At 32.9% G+C, this 22,455-nt stretch carries 20 protein-coding genes; 9 read left to right on the top strand and 11 right to left on the bottom strand.

Features of this window, described 5'->3' with window-relative positions; all coding sequences use genetic code 11:
- Positions 1–15: 15 nt before the first annotated feature.
- The 4 genes from LX95_RS08120 (at position 16) to asnB (ending at position 8,172) form a co-directional block, all read left to right on the top strand.
- Positions 16–705, top strand: a complete 690-nt coding sequence (locus tag LX95_RS08120; protein WP_111541158.1) for an LOG family protein — start codon at positions 16–18, stop codon at positions 703–705.
- A 145-nt stretch (positions 706–850) separates the two neighbouring features.
- Positions 851–3,613, top strand: a complete 2,763-nt coding sequence (locus tag LX95_RS08115) for a gluzincin family metallopeptidase (protein WP_245924741.1) — start codon at positions 851–853, stop codon at positions 3,611–3,613.
- 261 nt (positions 3,614–3,874) lie between these two features.
- Positions 3,875–6,289 carry an alpha-ketoacid dehydrogenase subunit alpha/beta gene (locus LX95_RS08110; RefSeq protein WP_111540944.1) on the top strand — a complete coding sequence of 805 codons (2,415 nt, stop codon included), beginning with the start codon at positions 3,875–3,877 and terminating at the stop codon, positions 6,287–6,289.
- A gap of 218 nt (positions 6,290–6,507) precedes the next feature.
- Positions 6,508–8,172, top strand: a complete 1,665-nt coding sequence (gene asnB / locus LX95_RS08105; RefSeq protein ID WP_111540943.1) for an asparagine synthase B — start codon at positions 6,508–6,510, stop codon at positions 8,170–8,172.
- 15 nt (positions 8,173–8,187) lie between these two features.
- Here asnB and LX95_RS08100 read toward each other — a convergent pair whose 3' ends face one another.
- From LX95_RS08100 to LX95_RS08090, 3 genes are read right to left on the bottom strand one after another with little or no spacing between them, the layout of a single operon-like run.
- The gene (locus LX95_RS08100) at positions 8,188–9,711 is read right to left on the bottom strand and encodes a PH domain-containing protein (protein ID WP_111540942.1); all 1,524 of its coding nucleotides are present in this window, start codon (positions 9,709–9,711) and stop codon (positions 8,188–8,190) included.
- Positions 9,704–10,249 (bottom strand): PH domain-containing protein, encoded by a 546-nt coding sequence (locus tag LX95_RS08095; protein ID WP_111540941.1) that lies wholly within the window; start codon positions 10,247–10,249, stop codon positions 9,704–9,706. Before LX95_RS08095 ends, LX95_RS08100 begins: the two co-directional genes overlap by 8 nt.
- On the bottom strand, positions 10,237–11,076 hold the full coding sequence (locus LX95_RS08090; protein WP_111540940.1) for a 1,4-dihydroxy-2-naphthoyl-CoA synthase: 840 nt from the start codon (positions 11,074–11,076) through the stop codon (positions 10,237–10,239). Before LX95_RS08090 ends, LX95_RS08095 begins: the two co-directional genes overlap by 13 nt.
- A gap of 273 nt (positions 11,077–11,349) precedes the next feature.
- Between LX95_RS08090 and LX95_RS08085 the strand changes: the two genes are divergently transcribed.
- From LX95_RS08085 to LX95_RS08070, 4 genes are all read left to right on the top strand, one after another.
- On the top strand, positions 11,350–11,652 hold the full coding sequence (locus LX95_RS08085; RefSeq protein ID WP_111540939.1) for a hypothetical protein: 303 nt from the start codon (positions 11,350–11,352) through the stop codon (positions 11,650–11,652).
- A gap of 41 nt (positions 11,653–11,693) precedes the next feature.
- On the top strand, positions 11,694–12,068 hold the full coding sequence (locus LX95_RS08080; protein WP_111540938.1) for a protein kinase family protein: 375 nt from the start codon (positions 11,694–11,696) through the stop codon (positions 12,066–12,068).
- 77 nt (positions 12,069–12,145) lie between these two features.
- Positions 12,146–12,670, top strand: a complete 525-nt coding sequence (locus LX95_RS08075) for a hypothetical protein (RefSeq protein WP_111540937.1) — start codon at positions 12,146–12,148, stop codon at positions 12,668–12,670.
- A 28-nt stretch (positions 12,671–12,698) separates the two neighbouring features.
- Complete coding sequence (locus LX95_RS08070; protein WP_111540936.1) at positions 12,699–13,658, top strand: DUF4421 family protein; 960 nt, start codon at positions 12,699–12,701, stop codon at positions 13,656–13,658.
- Here the strand turns inward: LX95_RS08070 and LX95_RS08065 are convergent.
- The 5 genes from LX95_RS08065 to LX95_RS08045 all read right to left on the bottom strand — a co-directional run bounded on the left by LX95_RS08065 (position 13,655) and on the right by LX95_RS08045 (position 18,366).
- Positions 13,655–14,500 carry a CvfB family protein gene (locus LX95_RS08065; protein ID WP_111540935.1) on the bottom strand — a complete coding sequence of 282 codons (846 nt, stop codon included), beginning with the start codon at positions 14,498–14,500 and terminating at the stop codon, positions 13,655–13,657. The two genes, LX95_RS08070 and LX95_RS08065, sit on opposite strands and share 4 nt — an antisense overlap.
- Before the next feature lie 94 nt (positions 14,501–14,594).
- On the bottom strand, positions 14,595–14,933 hold the full coding sequence (locus LX95_RS08060; protein ID WP_111540934.1) for a DUF2853 family protein: 339 nt from the start codon (positions 14,931–14,933) through the stop codon (positions 14,595–14,597).
- 85 nt (positions 14,934–15,018) lie between these two features.
- Positions 15,019–16,755 (bottom strand): 2-succinyl-5-enolpyruvyl-6-hydroxy-3-cyclohexene-1-carboxylic-acid synthase, encoded by a 1,737-nt coding sequence (gene menD, locus LX95_RS08055; protein ID WP_111540933.1) that lies wholly within the window; start codon positions 16,753–16,755, stop codon positions 15,019–15,021.
- Between the two features lie 72 nt (positions 16,756–16,827).
- Positions 16,828–17,940 carry a chorismate-binding protein gene (locus LX95_RS08050; protein ID WP_111540932.1) on the bottom strand — a complete coding sequence of 371 codons (1,113 nt, stop codon included), beginning with the start codon at positions 17,938–17,940 and terminating at the stop codon, positions 16,828–16,830.
- Between the two features lie 3 nt (positions 17,941–17,943).
- Positions 17,944–18,366, bottom strand: coding sequence for a PaaI family thioesterase (locus tag LX95_RS08045; protein ID WP_111540931.1), 423 nt, complete (start codon positions 18,364–18,366; stop codon positions 17,944–17,946).
- A 64-nt stretch (positions 18,367–18,430) separates the two neighbouring features.
- On the opposite strand from LX95_RS08045, the gene LX95_RS08040 reads away from it, so the two are divergent.
- Positions 18,431–19,093: an alpha/beta hydrolase gene (locus LX95_RS08040; RefSeq protein ID WP_111541157.1), complete on the top strand. Its 663-nt coding sequence runs from the start codon at positions 18,431–18,433 to the stop codon at positions 19,091–19,093.
- Positions 19,094–19,176: 83 nt separating this feature from the next.
- Here LX95_RS08040 and LX95_RS08035 read toward each other — a convergent pair whose 3' ends face one another.
- The 3 genes from LX95_RS08035 to mazG form a co-directional block, all read right to left on the bottom strand.
- Positions 19,177–21,114: a M1 family aminopeptidase gene (locus LX95_RS08035; RefSeq protein WP_111540930.1), complete on the bottom strand. Its 1,938-nt coding sequence runs from the start codon at positions 21,112–21,114 to the stop codon at positions 19,177–19,179.
- Between the two features lie 97 nt (positions 21,115–21,211).
- Positions 21,212–21,667, bottom strand: coding sequence for an SRPBCC domain-containing protein (locus tag LX95_RS08030; protein ID WP_146240766.1), 456 nt, complete (start codon positions 21,665–21,667; stop codon positions 21,212–21,214).
- Between the two features lie 14 nt (positions 21,668–21,681).
- Positions 21,682–22,455, bottom strand: a complete 774-nt coding sequence (gene mazG, locus LX95_RS08025; protein WP_111540928.1) for a nucleoside triphosphate pyrophosphohydrolase — start codon at positions 22,453–22,455, stop codon at positions 21,682–21,684.

The following is a 22,455-nucleotide window of genomic DNA, read 5'->3' as shown; positions in this document are numbered from 1 at the left end:
TGAATAATGAGTATCATGAGAAGCGATCAACAGAATAAAAGCTGGAACGAAATTAAAACCAACGATAGTTGGGCTTTATTTAAAATTATGGCAGAATTCGTTCAAGGTTATGAACGAATGAGCGAAATAGGACCTTGTGTCTCTATCTTCGGTTCGGCCCGAACAGATGAAAATCATAAATATTATAAGCTAGCTACCAAGGTTGCCGAAAAGATAGTAGAACACGGTTACGGTGTAATTACAGGAGGAGGTCCTGGTATTATGGAAGCTGGTAATAAAGGTGCTCATAATGCTGGAGGAGTTTCGGTAGGTTTAAACATAGACTTACCTTTCGAGCAACATGATAATCCATATATAGACAAAGATAAAAACCTTGATTTTGATTACTTTTTTGTAAGAAAGGTAATGTTTGTAAAGTACTCTCAAGGTTTTGTAGTAATGCCAGGAGGTTTTGGAACTTTAGATGAACTTTTTGAAGCTATTACTCTTATACAAACTCATAAGATAGATAAATTCCCAATTATCTTAGTAGGAAAAGAATTTTGGGGAGGATTATTTGAGTGGGTACAAACTACTCTGCTAGATTCTTTTAAAAATATTAGTGCAAAGGATATGGACTTGGTTCAAATGGTAGACACAGAGGATGAAGTGATCGAAATTTTAGACCAATTCTACAAACAATTTAATTTGAGTCCTAATTTCTAAAGTTTGTTAGGCACAGTTCATGCTACTTAAAATAATATACTTTTTAAGTAGCATTTTTATGAATACCCAAATCTTAAAATCTTAATTCAGGTTGATAAACCGTTTACTCTTCTTTTTAATTTTTATTTTCACCTGTCTTTCTACGATGGGGCAATCTTTTATTGCCGTAGATGCAAAATTAAATGCAGAAGAGAAAACGATAGATATTAGTCAAGAAATTACGTATAAAAATACTTCGCAAGAAATTTTAAATGACGTTTATCTTACCGATTGGGCTAATAGTTTTAAAGATAAGCGAACTCCTTTAGCGCAACGTTTTGAGGAAGAGTTTCAGCGTAATTTTTATTATGCTAAAAGCTATGAAAGAGGAAATACAGAGATGTTTTCAATTTCTACACACAATCAGCATGCCGTCAACTGGTCAAGACCAGAAAAGCATCCTGATATTATAAAGTTAGATTTAGATCAGCCTCTATTTCCCAATGAAGAAATAACATTTAAGCTTCAATACCGCGTTAAAATCCCTAACGATAAATTTACTCGTTATGGTTATAGCAAAAAAGGATTTGAGTTAAGGTATTGGCTCATATTTCCTTCGGTATTTGAGGATGGGAGATGGCAATTTTACAGCAATAAAGATCTTAATGACTTATATGTTCTTCCTTATGATATTGAACTTAATTTAGAAGTCCCTAAAGACTTTACGGTTATTTCTGGTCTCAACAACGTGGGAAAAACCAGCTTAGAAAGCACACATCAATTCCGCTTTAGCGAAAAAAAACAAGTAGACACTCAATTACATATTGTTAAAGTATCTAATTTTGAAACGATTGAAACAGACAAGCTTAACGTTATTACCAATATTGAGGATAATAACCTAAGGCCAGAAATGAAAGCCTTGATTGTAGATAGAATTACTCACTATTTAAATTACAGGCTAGGAGATTTTCCTCATAAAAATTTAATGGTTTCAGAGGAAGATTATCTTTCTAATCCTGTATACGGACTTAACCAATTGCCAACATTTATAAGGCCTTTTCCAGATGGTTTTCAATATGATATTAAACTCTTAAAAACCATTACCAGAAATTATTTAGAAAATACACTAATTCTTAATTCTAGAGAAGAAAGTTGGTTAAATGAAGGTATCATCACTTACATCTTGATGGATTATGTAAACCAATTTTATAAGAACACGAAACTATTGGGTTCCTTTAGTGAAATTATAGGTGTTAGATGGTTTCATGCTTCAGACTTAGAGTTTAATGATCGTTATCCTCTACTCTATTTAAATATGGCTCGTTTAAATCTAGACCAAGCTTTAGATGAAAACAACGATAAGCTCATAAAATTCAATAAAAATATTGCTAATCCTTATAAAGCTGGTATTGGTTTTAATTATTTAAAAGATTACTTAGAAGATGACGAGGTGATTAATACGACTATAAAACAGTTTTATACTAAAAATGTTTTAAACCCCACTAACACAAATGCTTTTAAAGAAATACTCCGCCAAAATACTTCTAAAGATGTAAATTGGTTTTTTGATGACTATGTGGGTAACAATATTAATATTGACTTTAAGATTAGTAAGGTTAAAAAATCTGGTGATTCTTTACAAGTAACCATAAAAAATAAAACCCATAAAGAAATCCCTATTTCCCTTTACGGAATAAAAGACAGAGATATAGTTTCTAAAACTTGGGTAAATCATTTTTTAGACAAGAAAACCATCACTATATCCGCGCAAAATGTAGAACGCCTTGCCTTAAATTATGAAGCTGTAATTCCTGAATTTAACCAAAGAGATAATTATAAAAAAGTAACCACTTGGCTTGATAAACCTGTGCAAGTAAGATTGCTTTTAGATATTGAAGATCCTTATTACAATCAATTCTTTATTATTCCTGAGTTTGATTATAATTTATATGATGGTATTACTATTGGCCCAAAACTGTATAACACTACGATTTTATCTCGAAATTTTAATTATAAAATTGCTCCTAAATATGGTTTTGGTAGCGGTGCTATCTTAGGTTCTGCATCAGTGACACACTCTACCCAATATCAAAACCAAAATTTATACGAGTTTAAAATGGGAATTAGCGGTACTCGCTTTTCTTATGCACAAGATTTATACTATCATAAAGTAACTCCTTTTATTAGCATAGGTTTTAGAGATGACGATTTAAGAAGCAACGAATATCAATTTATAAGTATTCGAAACATAAATGTTTTTAGAGATAGAGATGTTTTAAATACAGTAGACGAACCAGATTATAGCGTACTCAACGCAAGGTACGGTTTTAGCGACCGTAATTTTGCCGATTATTTTACAGGTACTTTTGATTATCAAGTAGCTAAAAAATTCAGTAAAATATCGGTAACCTCAAAATGGAGAAAGCTATTTCTTAATAATAGACAAATAGAACTGCGTTTTTTCGCTGGTGCTTTCTTATTCAATGAAGCGAAAGATTCAGACTATTTTAGTTTTGCTTTAGACCGTCCTACAGATTATTTATTTGATTATAATTACTACGGAAGAAGCGAAGATCAAGGACTTTTTAGTCAGCAATTTATTGAAGCCGAAGGAGGTTTTAAATCTCAATTACAACCTGCATTTGCCAATCAATGGCTCACTTCCCTTAACGGTAGTTTCACTATATGGAATTGGATTCACGCTTATGGTGATGTTGGTTTAGTAAAAAATAAAGAGGAGAATGCGCAATTTCTCTATGATTCTGGAGTACGCGTAAGTTTGGTGCAAGATTATTTCGAGGTATTTTTCCCCATACACTCTAATTTAGGGTGGGAAATAGCTCAGCCAAATTATGATCAAAAAATAAGATTCATCGTTTCTTTAGATTTTAATACCCTATTAAAACTCTTTACAAGGAGATGGTACTAAAATGAATAATTCTCAATAAAAGCTTTAATTACTACATAATTTTGAATATAATTCAGTAAAAATAGAAAATGCTGAAAATTCAATAATTTCACACCTCAATTTTTGATTGATTTTTAAAATCATTTTTCTTATCTTCGCAAAGTTCCCAAAATGAACAGTCTGGGAATCAAATACTGAAGTATGAATTCTTAAATAAGCATTTTATTATTTTTGAAAACATACCACGTATAACGCCCTATGAGGGTATTAAACATACAACCCATGCAAGAGAAAACTATAGAAAAAAATGACCTTTCCTTTGAAGATTTTAAGGAACAAGTAATACAAGATTATAAGACTGCCGTTATAAGTAGAGAATGTAGTTTACTAGGACGTCGTGAAGTACTTACAGGAAAAGCCAAGTTTGGTATTTTTGGTGATGGTAAAGAAGTGCCTCAATTGGCAATGGCTAAAGCTTTTCAAAACGGTGATTTTAGATCTGGGTATTACAGGGATCAAACTTTTATGATGGCATTAAACCTTCTATCTGTAGAAGAATTTTTTGCAGGTCTTTATGGTAATACCAATTTAGAAAAAGAACCTATGGCAGGAGGAAGACAAATGGGAGGACACTTTGGTACCCACAGTCTTCAAGAAGATGGAACATGGAAAAACCTAGCAGAACAAAAAAACTCTAGTGCCGACATCTCTCCTACTGCAGGACAAATGCCTAGACTTTTAGGACTTGCTCAGGCTTCAAAAATATACAGAAACGTTGAAGGAATAGATATAGCACCTCAGTTTTCTAACAAAGGAAACGAAATCGCTTGGGGAACTATTGGTAATGCAAGTACGAGTGAAGGGCTATTTTGGGAAACCATTAATGCTGCGGGAGTAATGCAAGTACCTATGGTTATTAGCGTTTGGGATGATGAATATGGTATCTCTGTACCTGCTAAGTACCAAACCACTAAAGAAAACATCTCTGAAATTTTAAAAGGTTTTCAAAGAGATGAAATGGGAGATGGTTACGAAATTATTAAAGTAAAAGGGTGGAGCTATCCTGAGTTAATGGAAGCTTACCAAAAAGCAAGTAAAATTTCTAGAGAAGAGCACGTCCCTGTTCTAATTCACGTTTACGAGCTTACTCAGCCTCAAGGACACTCAACTTCTGGTTCTCACGAACGTTACAAGAGTGAAGATCGCCTTAATTGGGAAAAAGAATATGACTGTAACGTACAAATGCGTCAGTGGATATTAGAAAGCGACCTTGCTACTGAAGATGAATTAAAAGCCTTAGAAAAAGAGGCTAAAAAAATAGTTAGAGAAGGTAAAAAAGCAGCTTGGAACGAGGTAACTCAAGGTCCTAAAGCAGCTCAAAAAGAAATGACAAGTTTGTTAGACAACTTAGCTCAAAGCTCTTCTAACCGTAGTTTCATTCAGCCTTTAAAAGAAGAAATAGAACAATTAGGAAACCCAGAAAAACATCAAATTCTTAGAGCAGGAAGAAAAGCCTTACGTTACGTACGTGAAGAGAATAATTCCGCGAAAAGCGAATTGATCAACTGGATTGATAATTATGTAAACATCACACAACCTGATTATAGCAGTCACCTACATAGTGAAAGTGAATTTTCTGCATTAAACATAGACGCAATATTACCTACTTATGACGCTGACGCGGAAGATGTAGATGCGAGACTAATTCTTCGTAATAATTTCGATAAAATCTTTTCTAACAAACCAGAAACCTTAATTTTTGGAGAAGACACAGGAAACATTGGAGATGTCAACCAAGGTTTGGAAGGAATGCAAGAGAAGTACGGTGAGCTAAGAGTTGCTGATGCTGGTATTCGTGAAGCGACTATTTTAGGACAGGGAATAGGAATGGCGATGAGAGGCTTACGCCCTATTGCAGAAATTCAATACTTAGATTACATTTTGTATGCGTTGCAAATTATGAGTGATGACTTAGCAACCTTACATTATAGGACTAAAGGAAAACAAAAAGCTCCACTTATTGTGAGAACTCGTGGTCACCGTTTAGAAGGTATATGGCATAGTGGTTCTCCTATGGGAGGATTGGTGCATTTACTTAGAGGAATTCATATTTTAGTTCCCCGTAATATGACTATTGCTGCTGGTTTTTATAATACTTTATTAGAGTGTGATGAACCAGGACTTATTGTAGAGTGCCTTAACGGATACCGTCTTAAAGAAAAAATGCCTAATAACTTAGGGGAGTTTAGAACTCCTGTAGGAGTGGTAGAAACCATAAGAGAAGGTGAAGATATTACGCTTGTGTCTTACGGTTCTACACTTAGAATTATTGAACAGGCTGCTAAAGACTTATTAGAAGTAGGTATTAATGCAGAAATTATCGATGTACAATCTTTACTTCCTTTTGATATTAATCACGACCTTGTAAAAAGTGTTGCAAAAACTAATAGATTATTGGTTATTGATGAAGATGTACCAGGAGGAGCTTCTGCATATATTCTACAAGAAATTGTAGAAAACCAGAATGGATATAAACATTTAGATAGTAAACCACAAACCTTAACTGCTAAGGCGCATCGTCCTGCATACGGTACTGATGGGGATTATTTCTCTAAACCTTCTGCTGAAGATGTATTCGAAAAAGTATATGAAATCTTTAATGAAGTAAACCCAAATCAGTTTCCTGCATTAAAGTAATTTAATAAAAAGAAGGTAAATTTGTATTTTTAATTTATATTTACAAATAACAATTGATCAAATAAGATAAGTTTTATGTTAGTATTTCGTTTAAATAACAATAATAATAACCCGTTCCCGTAACAAAAACTTGTCGCGAATATATAGCCCGTCAGGTTTTTTACCTGACGGGTTTTTTTATACCCAAAAATGAAATTTTAATTTAAAAATAGAAGATTATGTGCGGAATTGTATGTGCTTTTGAACTAAAAGAATCGGTAGAGGTGTTAAGACCTCAAGTATTAAAAATGTCAAAAAAAATTAGACATCGCGGGCCCGACTGGAGTGGGATTTTTGATAATAATAATGTAATAATGGCTCACGAACGCTTAGCGATAGTAGATCCTATTTCAGGTAAACAACCTATCTATAGCAAAGATAAAAACCTAGTTCTTGCTGCTAATGGTGAAATTTACAATCATTTGTCTTTACGGAAAGAGCTAAAAAAAGACTATGAATTCCAAACACAATCGGATTGTGAAATCATATTGGCACTTTATCAAGAAAAAGGCGCTGAATTTTTAAATGACCTCAATGGAATATTCGCATTTGCTCTCTACGATGTAGAAAAAGATGAATATTTGATTGCTCGAGACCATATGGGCATTATTCCATTATATATGGGCTGGGACAAAAATGGAACCTTCTATGTAGCTTCAGAGTTAAAAGCATTGGAGGGTATTTGCAGCAAAATAGAATTATTTCCTCCAGGGCATTATTTATCTAGCAAAGAAGGAGAGTTAAAAACTTGGTACACGAGAGATTGGAAAGATTATAAAACTGTAAAAGATAATGAGACCTCGATACAAAAAATCCGTCAAGCTTTAGATGAAGCTGTAAAACGTCAATTGATGAGTGATGTACCATACGGAGTTTTACTATCGGGAGGTTTAGATTCCTCTATCACTTCCGCATTAGCGAAAAAATATGCAGACAAACGCATAGAAACTGGAGACCGAGAAAATGCTTGGTATCCACGCTTACATTCATTTGCCGTAGGTTTAGAAGGTAGTCCAGATTTGGCAGCTGCTCAAAAAGTTGCTAAGCATCTAGATACCGTTCATCACGAAATTAAATTTAGCATTCAAGAAGGCATAGACGCCATTAAAGATGTAATTTATCATCTCGAAACCTATGATATAACTACCATTAGAGCTTCCACCCCTATGTTTCTCATGGCTAGAGCTATTAAAGCTTTAGGAATAAAAATGGTGTTAAGTGGGGAAGGTAGCGATGAACTTTTTGGAGGTTATTTATACTTTCACAAAGCACCTAATGCTCAAGAATTTCATGAAGAAACGGTGAGAAAGCTAGAGAAATTACATCAATATGATTGTCTTAGAGCAAATAAAAGTTTAGCTGCTTGGGGAATTGAAGGAAGAGTTCCTTTTTTAGACAAAGAATTTATAGATGTTGCCATGCGCATTAACCCGAAAGACAAAATGATAAATGGGGAACGTATGGAAAAGTGGGTACTTCGAAAAGCTTTTGAAGATATGCTTCCCAAAAGTGTAGTTTGGAGACAAAAAGAACAGTTTAGTGACGGCGTAGGCTACAGCTGGATTGATACGCTAAAAGAAATGGTAAATGATAAAATTAGTGATCATCAATTTGAAAATGCACATCACAGATTTCCTATACAAACCCCTACTAGTAAAGAAGAGTTTTATTATCGAAGTATTTTTGAGGAACATTTCCCGAGTGATACCGCAGCTTTAAGCGTGCCTTCGGTTCCCTCTGTAGCTTGTAGTAGTCCGGTTGCATTAGCCTGGGACGAGAGTTTTAAAAATATGAATGATCCTAGCGGTAGAGCGATAGCACGAGTACATAGCGATGCTTACTAAATCCCAAGATAGTAGTTACATCCACGCATTTGTGGATGTTTCTATTTTATAGAGTAAATAATTTACTTGTTTTACAAATTCTTCGCTTACTAATGGAAAACGGACATCTCCCGAGGCGGTATGAAAAGTTATATTCACCAATTTTCTTCTTCTTAACCACACTGGCTGACTTACACTTATAGATTGCAGCTTAAAAGTTTCTATCACCACTTGTACTTTACTCCAAAGTCCCGTAGATTTTACCAAAAACTCTTCACTTATCTCCAATTGCATTTTTTGATATACTTTCCGCTGATATATAAAAAACAACACAACATAGATTAAGATAAAAATAGAAAGAACGGGAATATGTAAATCATCAAAAATAAAACTTAGAACCACTGCCGCTATGAGTAAAGGGACAATTCCCCAAAACAATCTTCTATACAACCAGAGTTGATGAGGTTTATAAGTCACTCCTTCTTTACGTTCGTGCTGGTGTAAAAATCGACTTGCTTTTTTAGCTTTGTCCCAAGACAATCCTGGAATATTGATTCTATTTTTTTTATGTGTTTCTGTGCTACTCGTTAGTGAAAGCTGTAATTGATACAAATTTAGCTTTCGCTGAATTGGATTCGTAATCAATCTCAAAATTTGAACACGATGGGGATGTAATGATACCTTGGTATTGGTTTTCAGGCCCATTTCTAACTCTAAACTATCTTTACTCTGAGTAAGTTTCAGTTCAAAATACTTGATGAAAATTTCTATAATACTTACTACAATTCCGACAAGGAAGACAGCCACAAACATAAATAGTAAAACCATAACAATCTCTCCAACCGATTGAAATGTGTTTAGATAATTGGCAGCTTCATCGGCATATTCATTCTCTTTAAATAAATCAGAAAATTGATTATAAAGCGAACTAAAAAATATAAGAATAAGTCCGAAACCTCTAAAATAATTACTTGTAATACCAAGTTTTAAGAGGTCGTTGAATGTTAATCGATGTTCCCAATAAGTAGGAGAAATCCTTTCTTCTGAAGTGGTATCGGTAGAAAGCTCAGGCTTCTCTTGTTCATGTTCCTCACTAATAAAAGAGTGTAATTTCTTTTGAAGCAAAACCGCTTTCTCTTCTGATAGTGCTTTAATTTCTATTTCTTTCTCACTACTCCCAGCAGATTCTATCACTACGCTATAAACCCCAATCATTCGCTGAATAATAGAACGTTTAAAATATACCTGCTGAATTTTATCGAATGAAATAGTAATATTTTCAGATGAAAAAACCCCTTTATTTAATACAAACTCATCATCTTCATAATTAATATAAAAAAGAAAATTCCGATAAGAAAGAATACTAAAAACGAGAATAAGAAGTGCAAAAACCGTTAACCCTAAAACTATATAAGTATAGTTAAACTGAGAAGTTTTACCTAACAATGCATACACAGCAATAGCCCAGAGTCCTCGTAATGATTTATACAGTGCACTTAAAAAAATAAGAATAATCCCTATGGATGATTGTCGTTCGGGTTGTGAAAAAGCTTTACTCATCAATCTTTTCTTCTACAATTTTATGAGCAATCCATTCTTTAATTTGCAATGCCTTTTGCGGAGTTAGTCCTGGAATTTTTATATCACTCCCTTGTCCTCCTGCCGTAAAAACTTTTACATTTTTTAATTTAAAATACTTATCGAATAAACTTTGAGTAGTCGAAACATGTTGTACCCTATTAAATGGAATGATAGTCGTTTTAATAACCAACACTCCTTTTTGAAATAAAATATCTTTCTCTCGCACTACATAACCATAATTTTTTTGTGCAAAAAAATGATAAATAAACATTAATAATAATAATAAACCTATCGCACTTAATACACCCACGAAAATGTAATTTAATTTTACCCATTCTTTCAAATAAAGAACTCCCGCTACTATTAGGATTAGGGTTAAAAAAACAATTAATCCTGTTAGTATTTTTTTAAGCAATCTTTTTGATACCTTTTCTAAAGCTTCAAGTTTATAATCTGGAAGCTCTTGGGATGAAATTGCGTTATTGGTAAAATTTGTATGAGGTTCTATGGTAGCCATTTTTTGTCAAAATTTGGAGCTCTTTTTTCTAAGAAAGCATCTCTACCCTCTTTTGCTTCTTCGGTCATATAAGCTAAGCGAGTCGCTTCTCCTGCAAAAACTTGCTGTCCTACCATACCGTCATCAGTAAGGTTCATGGCAAATTTTAGCATTTTTATAGATGTAGGGCTTTTTGCCAATACTTCTTGAGCCCATTCAAAAGCAGTGTCTTCTAATTGATCGTGAGGCACAACTGCATTTACCATTCCCATATCAAAGGCTTCTTGAGCTGAATAATTTCTACCTAAAAAGAAAATTTCTCTAGCTTTCTTTTGACCTACCATTTTTGCTAAATACGCAGAACCATAACCTCCATCAAAACTGGTTACATCGGCATCAGTTTGTTTAAAAATAGCATGTTCTTTACTCGCTAAAGTCATATCACACACCACGTGTAAACTATGTCCGCCTCCGACAGCCCAACCAGGAACTACACATATAACAGCTTTTGGCATAAAACGAATAAGACGTTGAACTTCTAATATATTTAAACGGTGGTAACCATCTTCACCTACATAACCTTGTTGTCCTCTTGCTTTTTGATCGCCTCCACTACAAAAACTATAAACCCCATCTCTAGAAGAAGGTCCTTCTGCTGAAAGTAATACCACTCCTATACTTGTATCCTCTTGTGCGTTATGAAAAGCATCTAAAAGCTCTGATGTCGTTTTTGGTCTAAATGCATTTCTTACATCTGGACGATTAAAAGCTATCCTAGCAACCCCATCGCATTTTTTATAGGTGATATCTTCATATTCTTTAGCGGTTTTCCAGTTTATCGAACTCATATATTTTTTGTTAGTTTTATTTTAAAATTCTTTTTAAGTCTAATGTAAGTAATAATGAAAATTACGCTGATCGAACTATAGACTCTCGAAACATAAAGTTTAAGAGTCCAAATTTAAGGTTTTTGCTTCAGATTTCTTATATTTAGAAAAAGACTTATTTTATATAAAATCAATTGTATACTTATTAAAATTAATCATGAGATTTCCGCTTTACGGAATTTCTCAAGAAATGGCTCCTAAAAATTTAAATGTTTCTCAAATTACATCTTTTGGATGGGAGATAAGTTCCGAAATTTTCTACTACAAGAGAAAGCAGAGATACCTACAATACTAGAATCCTCAAAACTAAGAAGTAATTATCTTTTTGATCTTGGTTTTAACGCCAAACAAATTAACTCTACATCACAGTTTAATCACTTTTCTATTCATCAAGATTTAAAAGAATTACAATTACGTAGACAATTAGATCCTAATAGAAATTACCCTAATCGTGGAATTTATACTAAAAACCCAACCTGCCAACCTTACCCTCTGGTTGAAGTGAGAATATTTAAAGATTTTTCTATAGGGATTTAAAAGTTTAATTGTTTTCAAATAAAAAAGTAATATCTTTAAGTATGAAAAACTTACTTTTTTATATCTTATCTATTGGCTTGTTTTCAATTAACAGTTGGGGACAAGAAAAAAGTCATAGCGTAGACTTAAATCAAAATACTGAGCGCGACTCTACTCCTCGTCTTTCTCGATTTTTGCAGAATATAGATATTGCACAAGATCATTCTTTTACTTTTAATCGGGATTTTTTAAAACCTAAAGAGGTGAGTTTAAAAAAGATGTTACAAACTCGATATTATAATTCTATTAATTATTTAAAAGAAGCTTCTTTAAATGAAACTTTGTATCCTAATCTAAATTATCCTAGCGGAATTTTAATTGAAAATACTACTCAATTTTTAATTCGACCATTTCCCCAAGTTAATACGAAACTTTAAAGTATTATATTCTACAAACTTTTTAATTTATGGTACTTTAGCATCATATTTGTTGTGTGAAGGGTATATTATTCAGTATGAAAAGGATTTTTTTTATTTTAATATTTATCGGATTTTCTTCCGCGGAAGCCCAAGAGTTATCTACATCTAATACATTGACCAACCTCAACAGTGGTTTTGACAACTTTATTTCTTTAAAAAACGCCACTTCTCTCTCTCATTTTTACGGAATGCAAATAGAAAAAAGAGAATTTAGTATTCCTCCTGTAGATGTATATGGGGTTAATACAAAGAAAAAAATTGATATGTTAGGAATGGCCTGGGATAATGAAAGACAGAAACAATTGGCAGCTCAACAATATGAATTTCCTGAAAAGCAAGCCTCACAAATAAATTCTAATGTGCAAATTTTTGCTAATCAGTTTAATTTTGACAGGCGAACTAATAATGATTTTAATTTTAATGGAACTACCCCAGATGGCGGCATAAGAAATGAGGTTTATGAAAGTCAAGAGCGTCCGTTTTATTTTACCCCTTATTATAGAAACAATTCTTATTATAGAAGATCTAACCGACCAAGGTTTTCTATAACGCGATACTAATTAAACCTTAAAAATTCCTTTTATATTTATGAATAGATTTTTTATACTAGTCTTTATATTACTTTATCAAGTAAGTTTTTCTCAACAAGATAGTATTAGCAATCAAGCGTTTTATGAAAGGTATTCTGGTAAATTATCTACCAAAATGTTTACTTTGAATAGGTCTAATGATTTTGAGTTATATGATGAAAATGCAGATAAAAGAATTTTACTAACTCCCAACCGAAAAACATCTTTAGGATTTTCTGCCAACTATGACATTTTAGCTTTTAGTATTGGTTTTGCTCCTGCTTTTTTAACCGAAAATAGAGACAATAAAAACTCTAAACTCTTATCATTTTCTACCGATTTATTTTTAGGACCTTGGATACAACATCTTGATTTATTTTATCAAAAAGGGATGACCTTAGAATTACTCAATGAACCATCTATTTACTTAGAAAACTTAAAAACCTTTAAAGTAGGCGGAAGCACTTCATTTAATTTTAACCCTAACTTTTCCTATAAAGCTAAAAATTTTGAAAATGAAAGGCAGCTAAAAAGTACTGGTAGCTTTATTCCTTCTTTAGTTTATTACTATACTTCTTTACAACAAACCAAAGAAGTAGATTATGATACGAAAGCTAGGTTTATTAATTTGGCAGTAGCTCCAGCCTATCATTACAATTGGGTTATAGATGAACATTTTTTAGTCTCTGGAGGGCTCTCTTTGGGATTAGGACTCACTCAAACCATAGACAGTGATAGAAGTGTTACTACCTTACTTACTACAAGCTCTATTGATTTATCTGTGGGTTATAATACAGATAATTTTTACGCTGGTATTATCTCTAATGGGACATTACAAAAACAAAATAATGGTGCCAACGTCGTAGGCGATGACACCATTAGATCCATATCTTTTTTAGTAGGTTACCGCTTTAATGCTCCGCAGTTTGTAAAAGATGCTAATAGAGCGGTTTATAATTTTTTTAGCAGAAATAATTAATCTTTATTCAGCTTAATTCCGTTTTCTTCTATAGTGATCATCTTTTGCTTATAAAGAGTACCAATAGCTCTTTTAAAACTCTTTTTACTCATTTCTAGGTAAGATTTGATCTCCTCTGGAGAAGATTTATCGTGTAAAGGTAAAGATCCATTTTGCAACTCTAGTTCATTTAAAATGGCTTGGGCATTGGGCTCTATACTTCTATAACCAGGACGTTGAAGTGTAATGTCTATCTTTTTATCTTTTCTAGTTTTCTTTACCCAACCCTTAAGCTGATCTCCTGTCTTTAAATCCTGAAAAATTTCATCGTGATAAATTAACCCTTGATGTAATTCATTTACAATAACATTAAAACCAAGTTCTGTTTTATTAGTTACAATAAGTCTCACTTCTTCATAAGGTTCTACTGTTAACTCATCATTATCTAAAAAGTGATTTACTTTACTTGATGCCACCAAGCGTTCACTAGCCTCATCTAAATAACAAAAAATAAGATACCATTGACCTTCTTTCATAGGGTAAGCTTGTTCCTTAAACGGAACAAATAAATGTTTCTCTAAACCCCAGTCTAAGAAAGCTCCTATTTTATTAACTTCTACACAACGTAAATAAGCAAATTCGTCTAATTTTACGTAAGGTTTCAAAGTTGTAGCTACAGGTCTTTCATCATGATCTAAGTAAACAAATACTTCAATTTCATCTTCTAACTCAAAACTTTCTGGTTTATATTTATTAGGTAATAAAATCTCATTTTCTTTTTCTCCACTATCATCTTTAAGAAACAATCCAGGAGGAGTATCTCTATCTATCGTTAAGGTATGTAATTGTCCTATCGCTAACATAAACTACTTTATTTTTTGGCAAAGGTAATGCTTTTAATACATAAAAAAACACCGTAGAATTTTTACGGTGTTTTTAAATTTTATGAAAGAGATATTAATTATAAATATCTTCTTTTTTATAATGCTTTGCTAATAGATAATAAACTACAGCTCTATATTTATTAGTTTTAGATTTACCATATTTTTCGATAACCGCATTAATACCTTTATCTAAATCATCCGTATCTTCTAAACCTAATTTTTTAACTAGAAAGTTTTTTCTCACAGTTTGCAATTCTTTAGGATCAGACCCAGAAACTGTTGAAGCATCTCTATTATATATTGATGGTCCTAAACCTTTAGCTACTTTTCTTAGGAGTTCTACATCATGGTTTCCTTCAATTTCGTCTAAGTGTTTTAGGTAGTCACCCATTTTTTCATCTAACTTACTCATAGTGGTTTCGTTTAGTGTTAATAAAGGTTCAATTTAACCTTTTTAAGAAGAATTAAAAATATTATTTCTTAATTTTTAATGAAATTTACGGCAATATAAACTTAAAGTAATCTTTTAGATACTTATCGTTAATATCGCTTGGCGTAAAAACCTCTAAAAGCTGAGGTTTATTATTTTTTTCCGCGTAAAGCAAACCTAAATTACCTTCTAATTCTTCTTCATTGCTTGCAGTTTGATATTCAAACCCATACATTTTACACAAATGTTCTGCAGTGAGTTGATGCTTAGTTTCAAAAAAAGTTGAAAATTTTTTGGTTTCTTTAGCTCCTGGTAAAATTTTAAAAATGCCTCCTCCTTGATTATTTATAAGAATAATTTTAAAATCTTTAGGTATATAGTTATTCCACAAAGCATTACTATCATACAAGAAACTTAAATCTCCTGTAACTAATGTAGTAGGCATCGTAGATGCTACCGCTCCCCCCACCGATGTTGAAGTACTGCCATCAATCCCACTAGTACCTCTATTACAATATATAAATTGCTCTTTTTCAAACTTAAATAATTGAGCATAACGAATGATACTACTATTAGAAAAATGAATAAGTTGTTTTTTAGGCAAGTAGGTAACGATTTTACTAAATGCTTTTAAGTCACAAAATGGGATTCTTTCTATATACTGAAGATGATGTATATCTCTTCGTTCTTTTACCTCTAACCAAAAATCTCTATAATTGCTTTCAGGTTGATTTACTTGAGGTAAAAAGTGTTGTAAAAATTCATTTGCAGAAACATCAAAATGCTTATTCAAACAAAAATAAGTATTCAATGCTTTTTTGGTATCTACGTGCCAATGCTGCTGCGGACTATGAGTTCTTAAAAATGCTTTTATTTTTTTTGAAATAACTAGCCCTCCAAAAGTTAATAATATTTCAGGTTGTAATTGTCGAAATTCAGATTCAGGATTCTCGCTTACTTCTAAAGGAGCAATAAGTTTATCTATTCTTGTGATAAATTTTTTATGGTGTAAATTAGAAGTTGTTTCCGTAAAGATTAATACAGAAGGGTCTTTCGCTAATTTATCTAACAATTCTTGCTCTATTTGGTTAGGCTCATGAACACCTACTAAAACCAATTTTCTTTTGGCTTTATTCCACGTAGATGCGTATTTTTTTAACGCTTCCGCGGAAATAGTTTTAGGTTCTTTTATAGGCTCAATTTCTAAGGGATTTACCGATGTTTTCTCTACCATCCCGTATAAAGGTTCATAAAAAGGAACATTTATATGCACTGGTCCGTTTTGCTCTATTGCTGTATTTAAGGCTAGGTTAATTTCCCTTTCATTATGTTTTTGGGCCTCCGAAAATTTTTGTTGTATTTTTCTATCTTCAGGAGAAATATCTAAAGCAACCTCTGAATATAAATTAGCTGAATATAAGATATGATTTTGAAAAACGTTTTTTTGACGTATAGTTTGCCCATCGCCTATATCAATCCTTTCCACAGGTCGATCTGCCGAAATGACCACCAAAGGAATATCGCTATAAAAAGCTTCGGCTACAGCTGGATAATAATTTAGCAATGCACTTCCCGATGTACACACCAAAGCCACTGGTCTTTTTAATTGCTGAGCCATTCCCAGAGCAAAAAATGCAGCACAACGTTCATCTACGATACTATAGGCATTTATTTGAGGATGGTTAGCAAAACTTAAAGTAAGTGGCGCATTTCTAGAACCTGGTGATATAACCACATGATTTATACCTTTAGAAAGACACAATAACACAACCGATTGTGCCAAAGGAATATTTGAAATTTGCATAAATAATTGCTTGTTTATTCTTACAAAAATAAACTTATTATTGGGGAATGCCTAAGATTTATAAGATGTGTTTCACAACACTTGTTGCATCGTTTCTGCCTTTCTTTGTGTTTCTTCCCATTCAGATTTAGGTTGAGAATCTTTTGTAATTCCTCCTCCCACATATACTTCTAATCGGTTATCAAATACTTGCATACATCGTAAATTAACATACAAATTAGTTTGTTTAGAAACGGATTGATAAGCAGAGTTTTCTACATTTCTCCGACGTGGATTTCTATTTTTGGTATGTTGAAAATTCAACTCTCCTAAATAACCTGTGTAATAACTACGATCATAGTTTTCTTTAGTAAGAATATAATCATACGCCATTTCATAAGGCAAACCGCAAACCGCAGGTGTGGGATGCAATTTTTTAATTATTTTCTTTAAACCACTTGTTTCATAAGTAGCCGAAACATTTGTTTTTAAATGTAAAACATTACCAGCTCTTACCGTATGTGGCTCTCCAACTTGTAGGTTACTTACTTCGGCAATTTGAGACAACCCATCTACAATAGCTCTGGTAACAATAGCTTGCTCTTCTTTTTCTTTTTCTTTCCAGCTTACTTCTTTAGTATTATTAAATACTTGCGTACCAGCCAAAGCCATGGTTTTTAAACGTCTACCTTCTGTTTTCACTAATGTTTCTGGTGTTGCTCCTATCCACATTCCCACAAGAGGATGATACCAACAGTACACCATAGCTTCAGGATATAGTTCTAACAAGCGTTTAAAATAAAGAAAAGGTTCTGTTTCTAACTCAATTTCTTTCTTTCTAGAAATAACCACTTTCTCTAAGCCTGAAGCTTTAATAGTATCTATAGTTTTATTTATTAGCTTCTCATATCGATCTTGTTCTTGTTGTTCTTCTTTATATTCTCTTTTTTTTAAGTTGACCTGAAAAGATTCTTGTTCAACAGAAATCGCTTCCGCGGAAGCGAATGAAAAAACAATTGCTCTTTTTTGTGAATTAAACGGAGCAAATACAAAACCCTTTTCTTGAAAATCGTTAATATATTCTATGATATTATTAGGTTGTAATTGTCCCTTTACCAACTTCTCACCAGGATGACGGTAGATTACAAAAGGTAATTGCAAAGAATGATGTTCCCTTACTTTTTCTAGAAAAGAATCGAAATTCATAGTTTATTTTTTAGGCAAAGCAATGGTCGTTAATTTTACAGCAGAAATTAAGTTTTCTTCTGCGTCTTTAATTTTTATATCCCAAACTTGGGTAGTTCTTCCTTTATGTAAAAATTGAGCTTTTGCAAAAACTTCACCGCTTGCAATACTTTTTACATGATTCGCCGAAATTTCTATTCCGCGAATATAAAAATGCTCTCCATCAAGAAAAATGAAACTTGCCGCGCTCCCTACACTTTCTGCTAAAGCTACCATAGCCCCCCCATGCAGCACTCCATCGGGTTGATGAACCCTAGAATTAACTGGCATTTTAGCTGTTAAATAATCTTCTCCTATATCTATAAACTCTATAGCTAAAGTTTCCATTAAAGTGTTTTTACACCTCTTGGCAAAACTGGCAAGAATTTCTTCTTTAGAATATTTCATTGGTTTAAGTTTACGTTTACTTACTGAAAGTTTTACTTTTGTAAAAGTACAAAAACCCTATAAAATGGCTTCTATAGAAAAGCAAGTAAGTTATACCACAACTAACTCCTATTCCACTTTAAATTCGCTAACCCAAGACACAAAAAACATATGGATTTGCTGTCACGGATTAGGTTATTTAAGCAGATATTTTATTCAGTATTTTAAAACATTAGACAGTAAAGAAAATTATATTGTAGCCCCGCAAGCGCAAGCCAAATATTACCAAAAACAAGATTTTAAACATGTTGGTGCCAGTTGGCTTACCAAAGAAGCTACAGCCTTAGAAATGGAAAATGTTCTGGCTTATTTAAACGCTGTCTTTACGGAAGAAGCTGAAGGAAAGGAAAAAAATTTAATTTTACTGGGATATTCTCAAGGAGTATCTGTTATTACGCGCTGGATGGCTGCTAAACAATTACAACCAAAAGCATTGTTTTTGCATTCAGGAAGTATTCCTAAAGAGCTTCAACCAAAGCAGTTTGAGTATTTAAACAACAATTGCAAAGTGAATTTTCTTTACGGAAATAAAGATCAATACATCACTGAAGCTAAACTACAAGCCGAAAAAGAAATTGCACAATCTCTTTTTAAACATCGCTTACAACTTTTTCCTTTTGAGGGAGTACACGAAGTAAAACCTCAACTTATTGCTGACATCTTGAAAGATCAAAAAGTAAATAACTAAAATTCTTTGAGTTAATACACCAATTAAAAACGCCGATAATTCTTAAAATTATCGGCGTTTTTAATTCGCAAAATAGAGATACGTTACTCTTTTATCAACTTTTTTGTTGTGCTTGTTGCATCTTCAAAATTCACTTTTAAGAGGTAAATTCCCTGAGATAGACTCTCTACATTCACTTCTTTAAAATTTTGTTTTTCAGTAATTACACTTCTTCCGTTAAGGTCAAAAATTTCAATATGCTGGATTGGTTTTTGAACCTGAGAAAAGTATATTTTATCTTGAGCAGGATTCGGATAAACTTTAAATAATTCCGTTTTAGCGTTAGAAATAGATAAGTTTGCGGTACTGTTTAAAGTGATTACGTCGTACTGCGGATCAATTTCTACATCTATCACAGTAAAATTCACAGGAATAGTGAATTGCTGATTGTTACTGGTATGCTCGACCGTGGTATCTAAAATTTCTCCATTAGCACCTAAAAGTCTTACCGGAAGTAATGTTTCAAAAAAGCTTACTGAAGGATGACTCTGGGTTTGATTAAGTGTAAGTGTCACACTGCTAGAAGTAGGCTGAGTTACGTATGCAGAAAAAGTTGGAAAACCCTCTCCATAAATCCAATCATCAAAAAACTCGGTTAAAGAAAGACCGCTTTGCTGCTCTAATTTTTGCCTAAAATCGGGTGTTTTAGCATAACCATAAGCTAAAGCTGGATCATCTAAATAATTTTGAGTCGCTTGATAGAAATCTGCATCCCCTAATTTTTTTCGTAACATATGAAGAACCATCGCTCCTTTGCTGTAACTTAACCTTCCGCTGAATATTCTCCCGACACTTAGAGTATCACCATCTGATAGGTAAACCGCACCATCGGGTTGCGATGTAATTTGTAGGACTTTACTTTCCTTCCAGTTATTAAAAGCTGAAGCTCCGTCAAAATCTTCTACCACTAAACCTGATAAATAAGTCGCAAAGCCTTCATTTAACCAAATATCTTTCCAGCTTCCGCAAGTTACTTTATCTCCAAACCATTGGTGCGCCATTTCATGAGCTATAAGTCCTCTACTAAAGTTACCCATAAATGATATGGTTGTATGTTCCATACCACCTCCCCAACCAAATTGAGCGTGTCCGTATTTTTCATTCTCATAAGGGTAATTGCCAAATAGTGTTGAAAATAGATTTAAAATTGGTGCGGTTTCTTGTAAATCTTGAGAAGCACTCGTTAAATTTTCGGGGTATACATAATCAACAAGTGGGAAGTTCATTCCGTTAAAAGAATAATTGTTATTTATAACCGCGTAATTGGTAACTGCTACAGCTATTAAATAAGCAGGAATGGGATAATCGTGACTAAAATGAACGGTTTTAGAATTACCAATAAAGCTATTACTCACCTCTAGACCGTTGGCAACAGGTATATTTTCTTCGTTATTGCTGTTAAATCGGGGAACCGTTAAAAAAATATCTACACTTTCAATTTTATCATTTAAATCTTGCTTACAAGGCCACCAAGCTTTTGCTCCGTAAGGTTCTGAAAGCGTCCAAATTACCTCATGGCCATTATGTGTAGTTTGCTCAAAAGAACCAAATCCAGAGCTTATAGGATTACCTTCATAATCTACACTCAATGTATAAGTTTGTCCTGCAGCTAGTGTTGTATTTAAATTGATAGTTAATTCGTCTCCACTACGCGAGTGACTAAGAATTTGATTACTAGAATTGGTAACTTCATTTACTTGCATATTTGCTGCTAAATCAAATATAATAGACGATAAGCTTTGTTTGGCTGTAAAAGTAGTTGTAATTACACCCTCGATATAAGCTACGGAAGGATCTAGCTGTAAATTCAATTCTTGGGTATCCACATCATAATTCCCCGTATTACTGTTAGGAACAAATTGTATTCGCTTTTCTGCTGAAAGACGTTCTGCTTTACAAATTTCAAAATCTTCATCAACTAACTGCTGAGCAAAGGTTGATTGAAAAGCAATAAAAAACAGGAAAAGATATAAATATTTCATATAAAGTGTGATATTCTTAGGGTTAATTAACTTAATTGACCGTTGTAGTCTTAATTTTACATAAAATCTTACGAAGAAACAATAATTTAAGTTCTATTTATAGAGCTTCTGCTAAATTTTTTATTTGCTGAACAATAGACTCCCAACCTTTACCGTCATTATAAATTTCTTCATAGCGTTTTTCTCCACTTTCAACTGTCTCAAAACCGTAGTGTGATATAGTCAACCTAGATTCGTTCTCATTAATGGCTTCTATATGATAATTAACCTGCAAATGATTTTCAATAATATTATCATAATCTGCATAAGGATCAATAACCGTATAAGTTAATACAAAAGGCTTTTCTATAGTGAGAATTATTCCTTCTACAGGAATAAAAAGTTTCCCTTCGTGTAACATTTCCCACTTTAAAAGTGCTCCTTCTTCCCAAGTAGAAATAGCTTTACATCCATACATATATTTTTGAGTATGTTCAGCTAAAGTTAATACCTCCCAAATTTGATGAGGTGTAGCATTTATTTTTATTGTATTCTGAATTATTTTCTGTTCCATTTTAGCTTTTAAGTTTATATTTTTTTTGCCTGTTCCCAAAAAAGATCCATTTCTGCCAAGGTCATATCTTTTAATTCTTTACTGTTTTCCTTAGCTTTCTTTTCAATGTATTGAAATCGTTTAATGAATTTTTTGTTGGTTCTTTCTAAAGCATTTTCTGGATTTACCTTTAAAAAACGAGCATAATTTATCATAGAAAACAAGACATCTCCAAACTCCGCTTCAATAAGATCTTGATTTTGACTATTCACTTCGTGCTGTAATTCTTCCAACTCTTCTTTAACTTTTTCGAAAACTTGTTGTGGTTCTTCCCAGTCAAACCCAACACCAGCGACTTTATCCTGTATTCTACTTGCTTTTACTAAAGCTGGTAAAGATTTTGGCACCCCTTCTAAAACACTTTCCTTACCCTCTTTAAGCTTTAACTTTTCCCAATTTTGCTTTACTTCTTCTTCATTCGCTACTTCTACATCTCCATAAATATGCGGATGTCTATCGATGAGTTTATCGCAAATAGAATTTGCTACATCGGCTATATCAAAAGCATTTTTTTCACTTCCTATTTTAGCATAAAACACTATATGTAACAAAACATCACCCAACTCTTTTTTCACTTCTTCTAAATCATTATCTAAAATAGCATCGCCTAGCTCGTACGTTTCTTCGATAGTTAAGTGTCGGAGCGTTTCCATAGTTTGCTTACGATCCCAAGGGCATTGCTCTCTAAGTTCATCCATAATGCTTAGTAGTCTATCAAATGCTTTGAGTTGTTGTTCTCTTGTAGTCAT

Origin of the sequence: Mesonia algae (genome assembly GCF_003253545.1) — a bacterium.
Classification (GTDB): domain Bacteria; phylum Bacteroidota; class Bacteroidia; order Flavobacteriales; family Flavobacteriaceae; genus Mesonia; species Mesonia algae.
The sequence above is the reverse complement of the archived record's forward strand: the minus strand, read 5'-3'. Positions and strand labels throughout refer to the sequence as shown.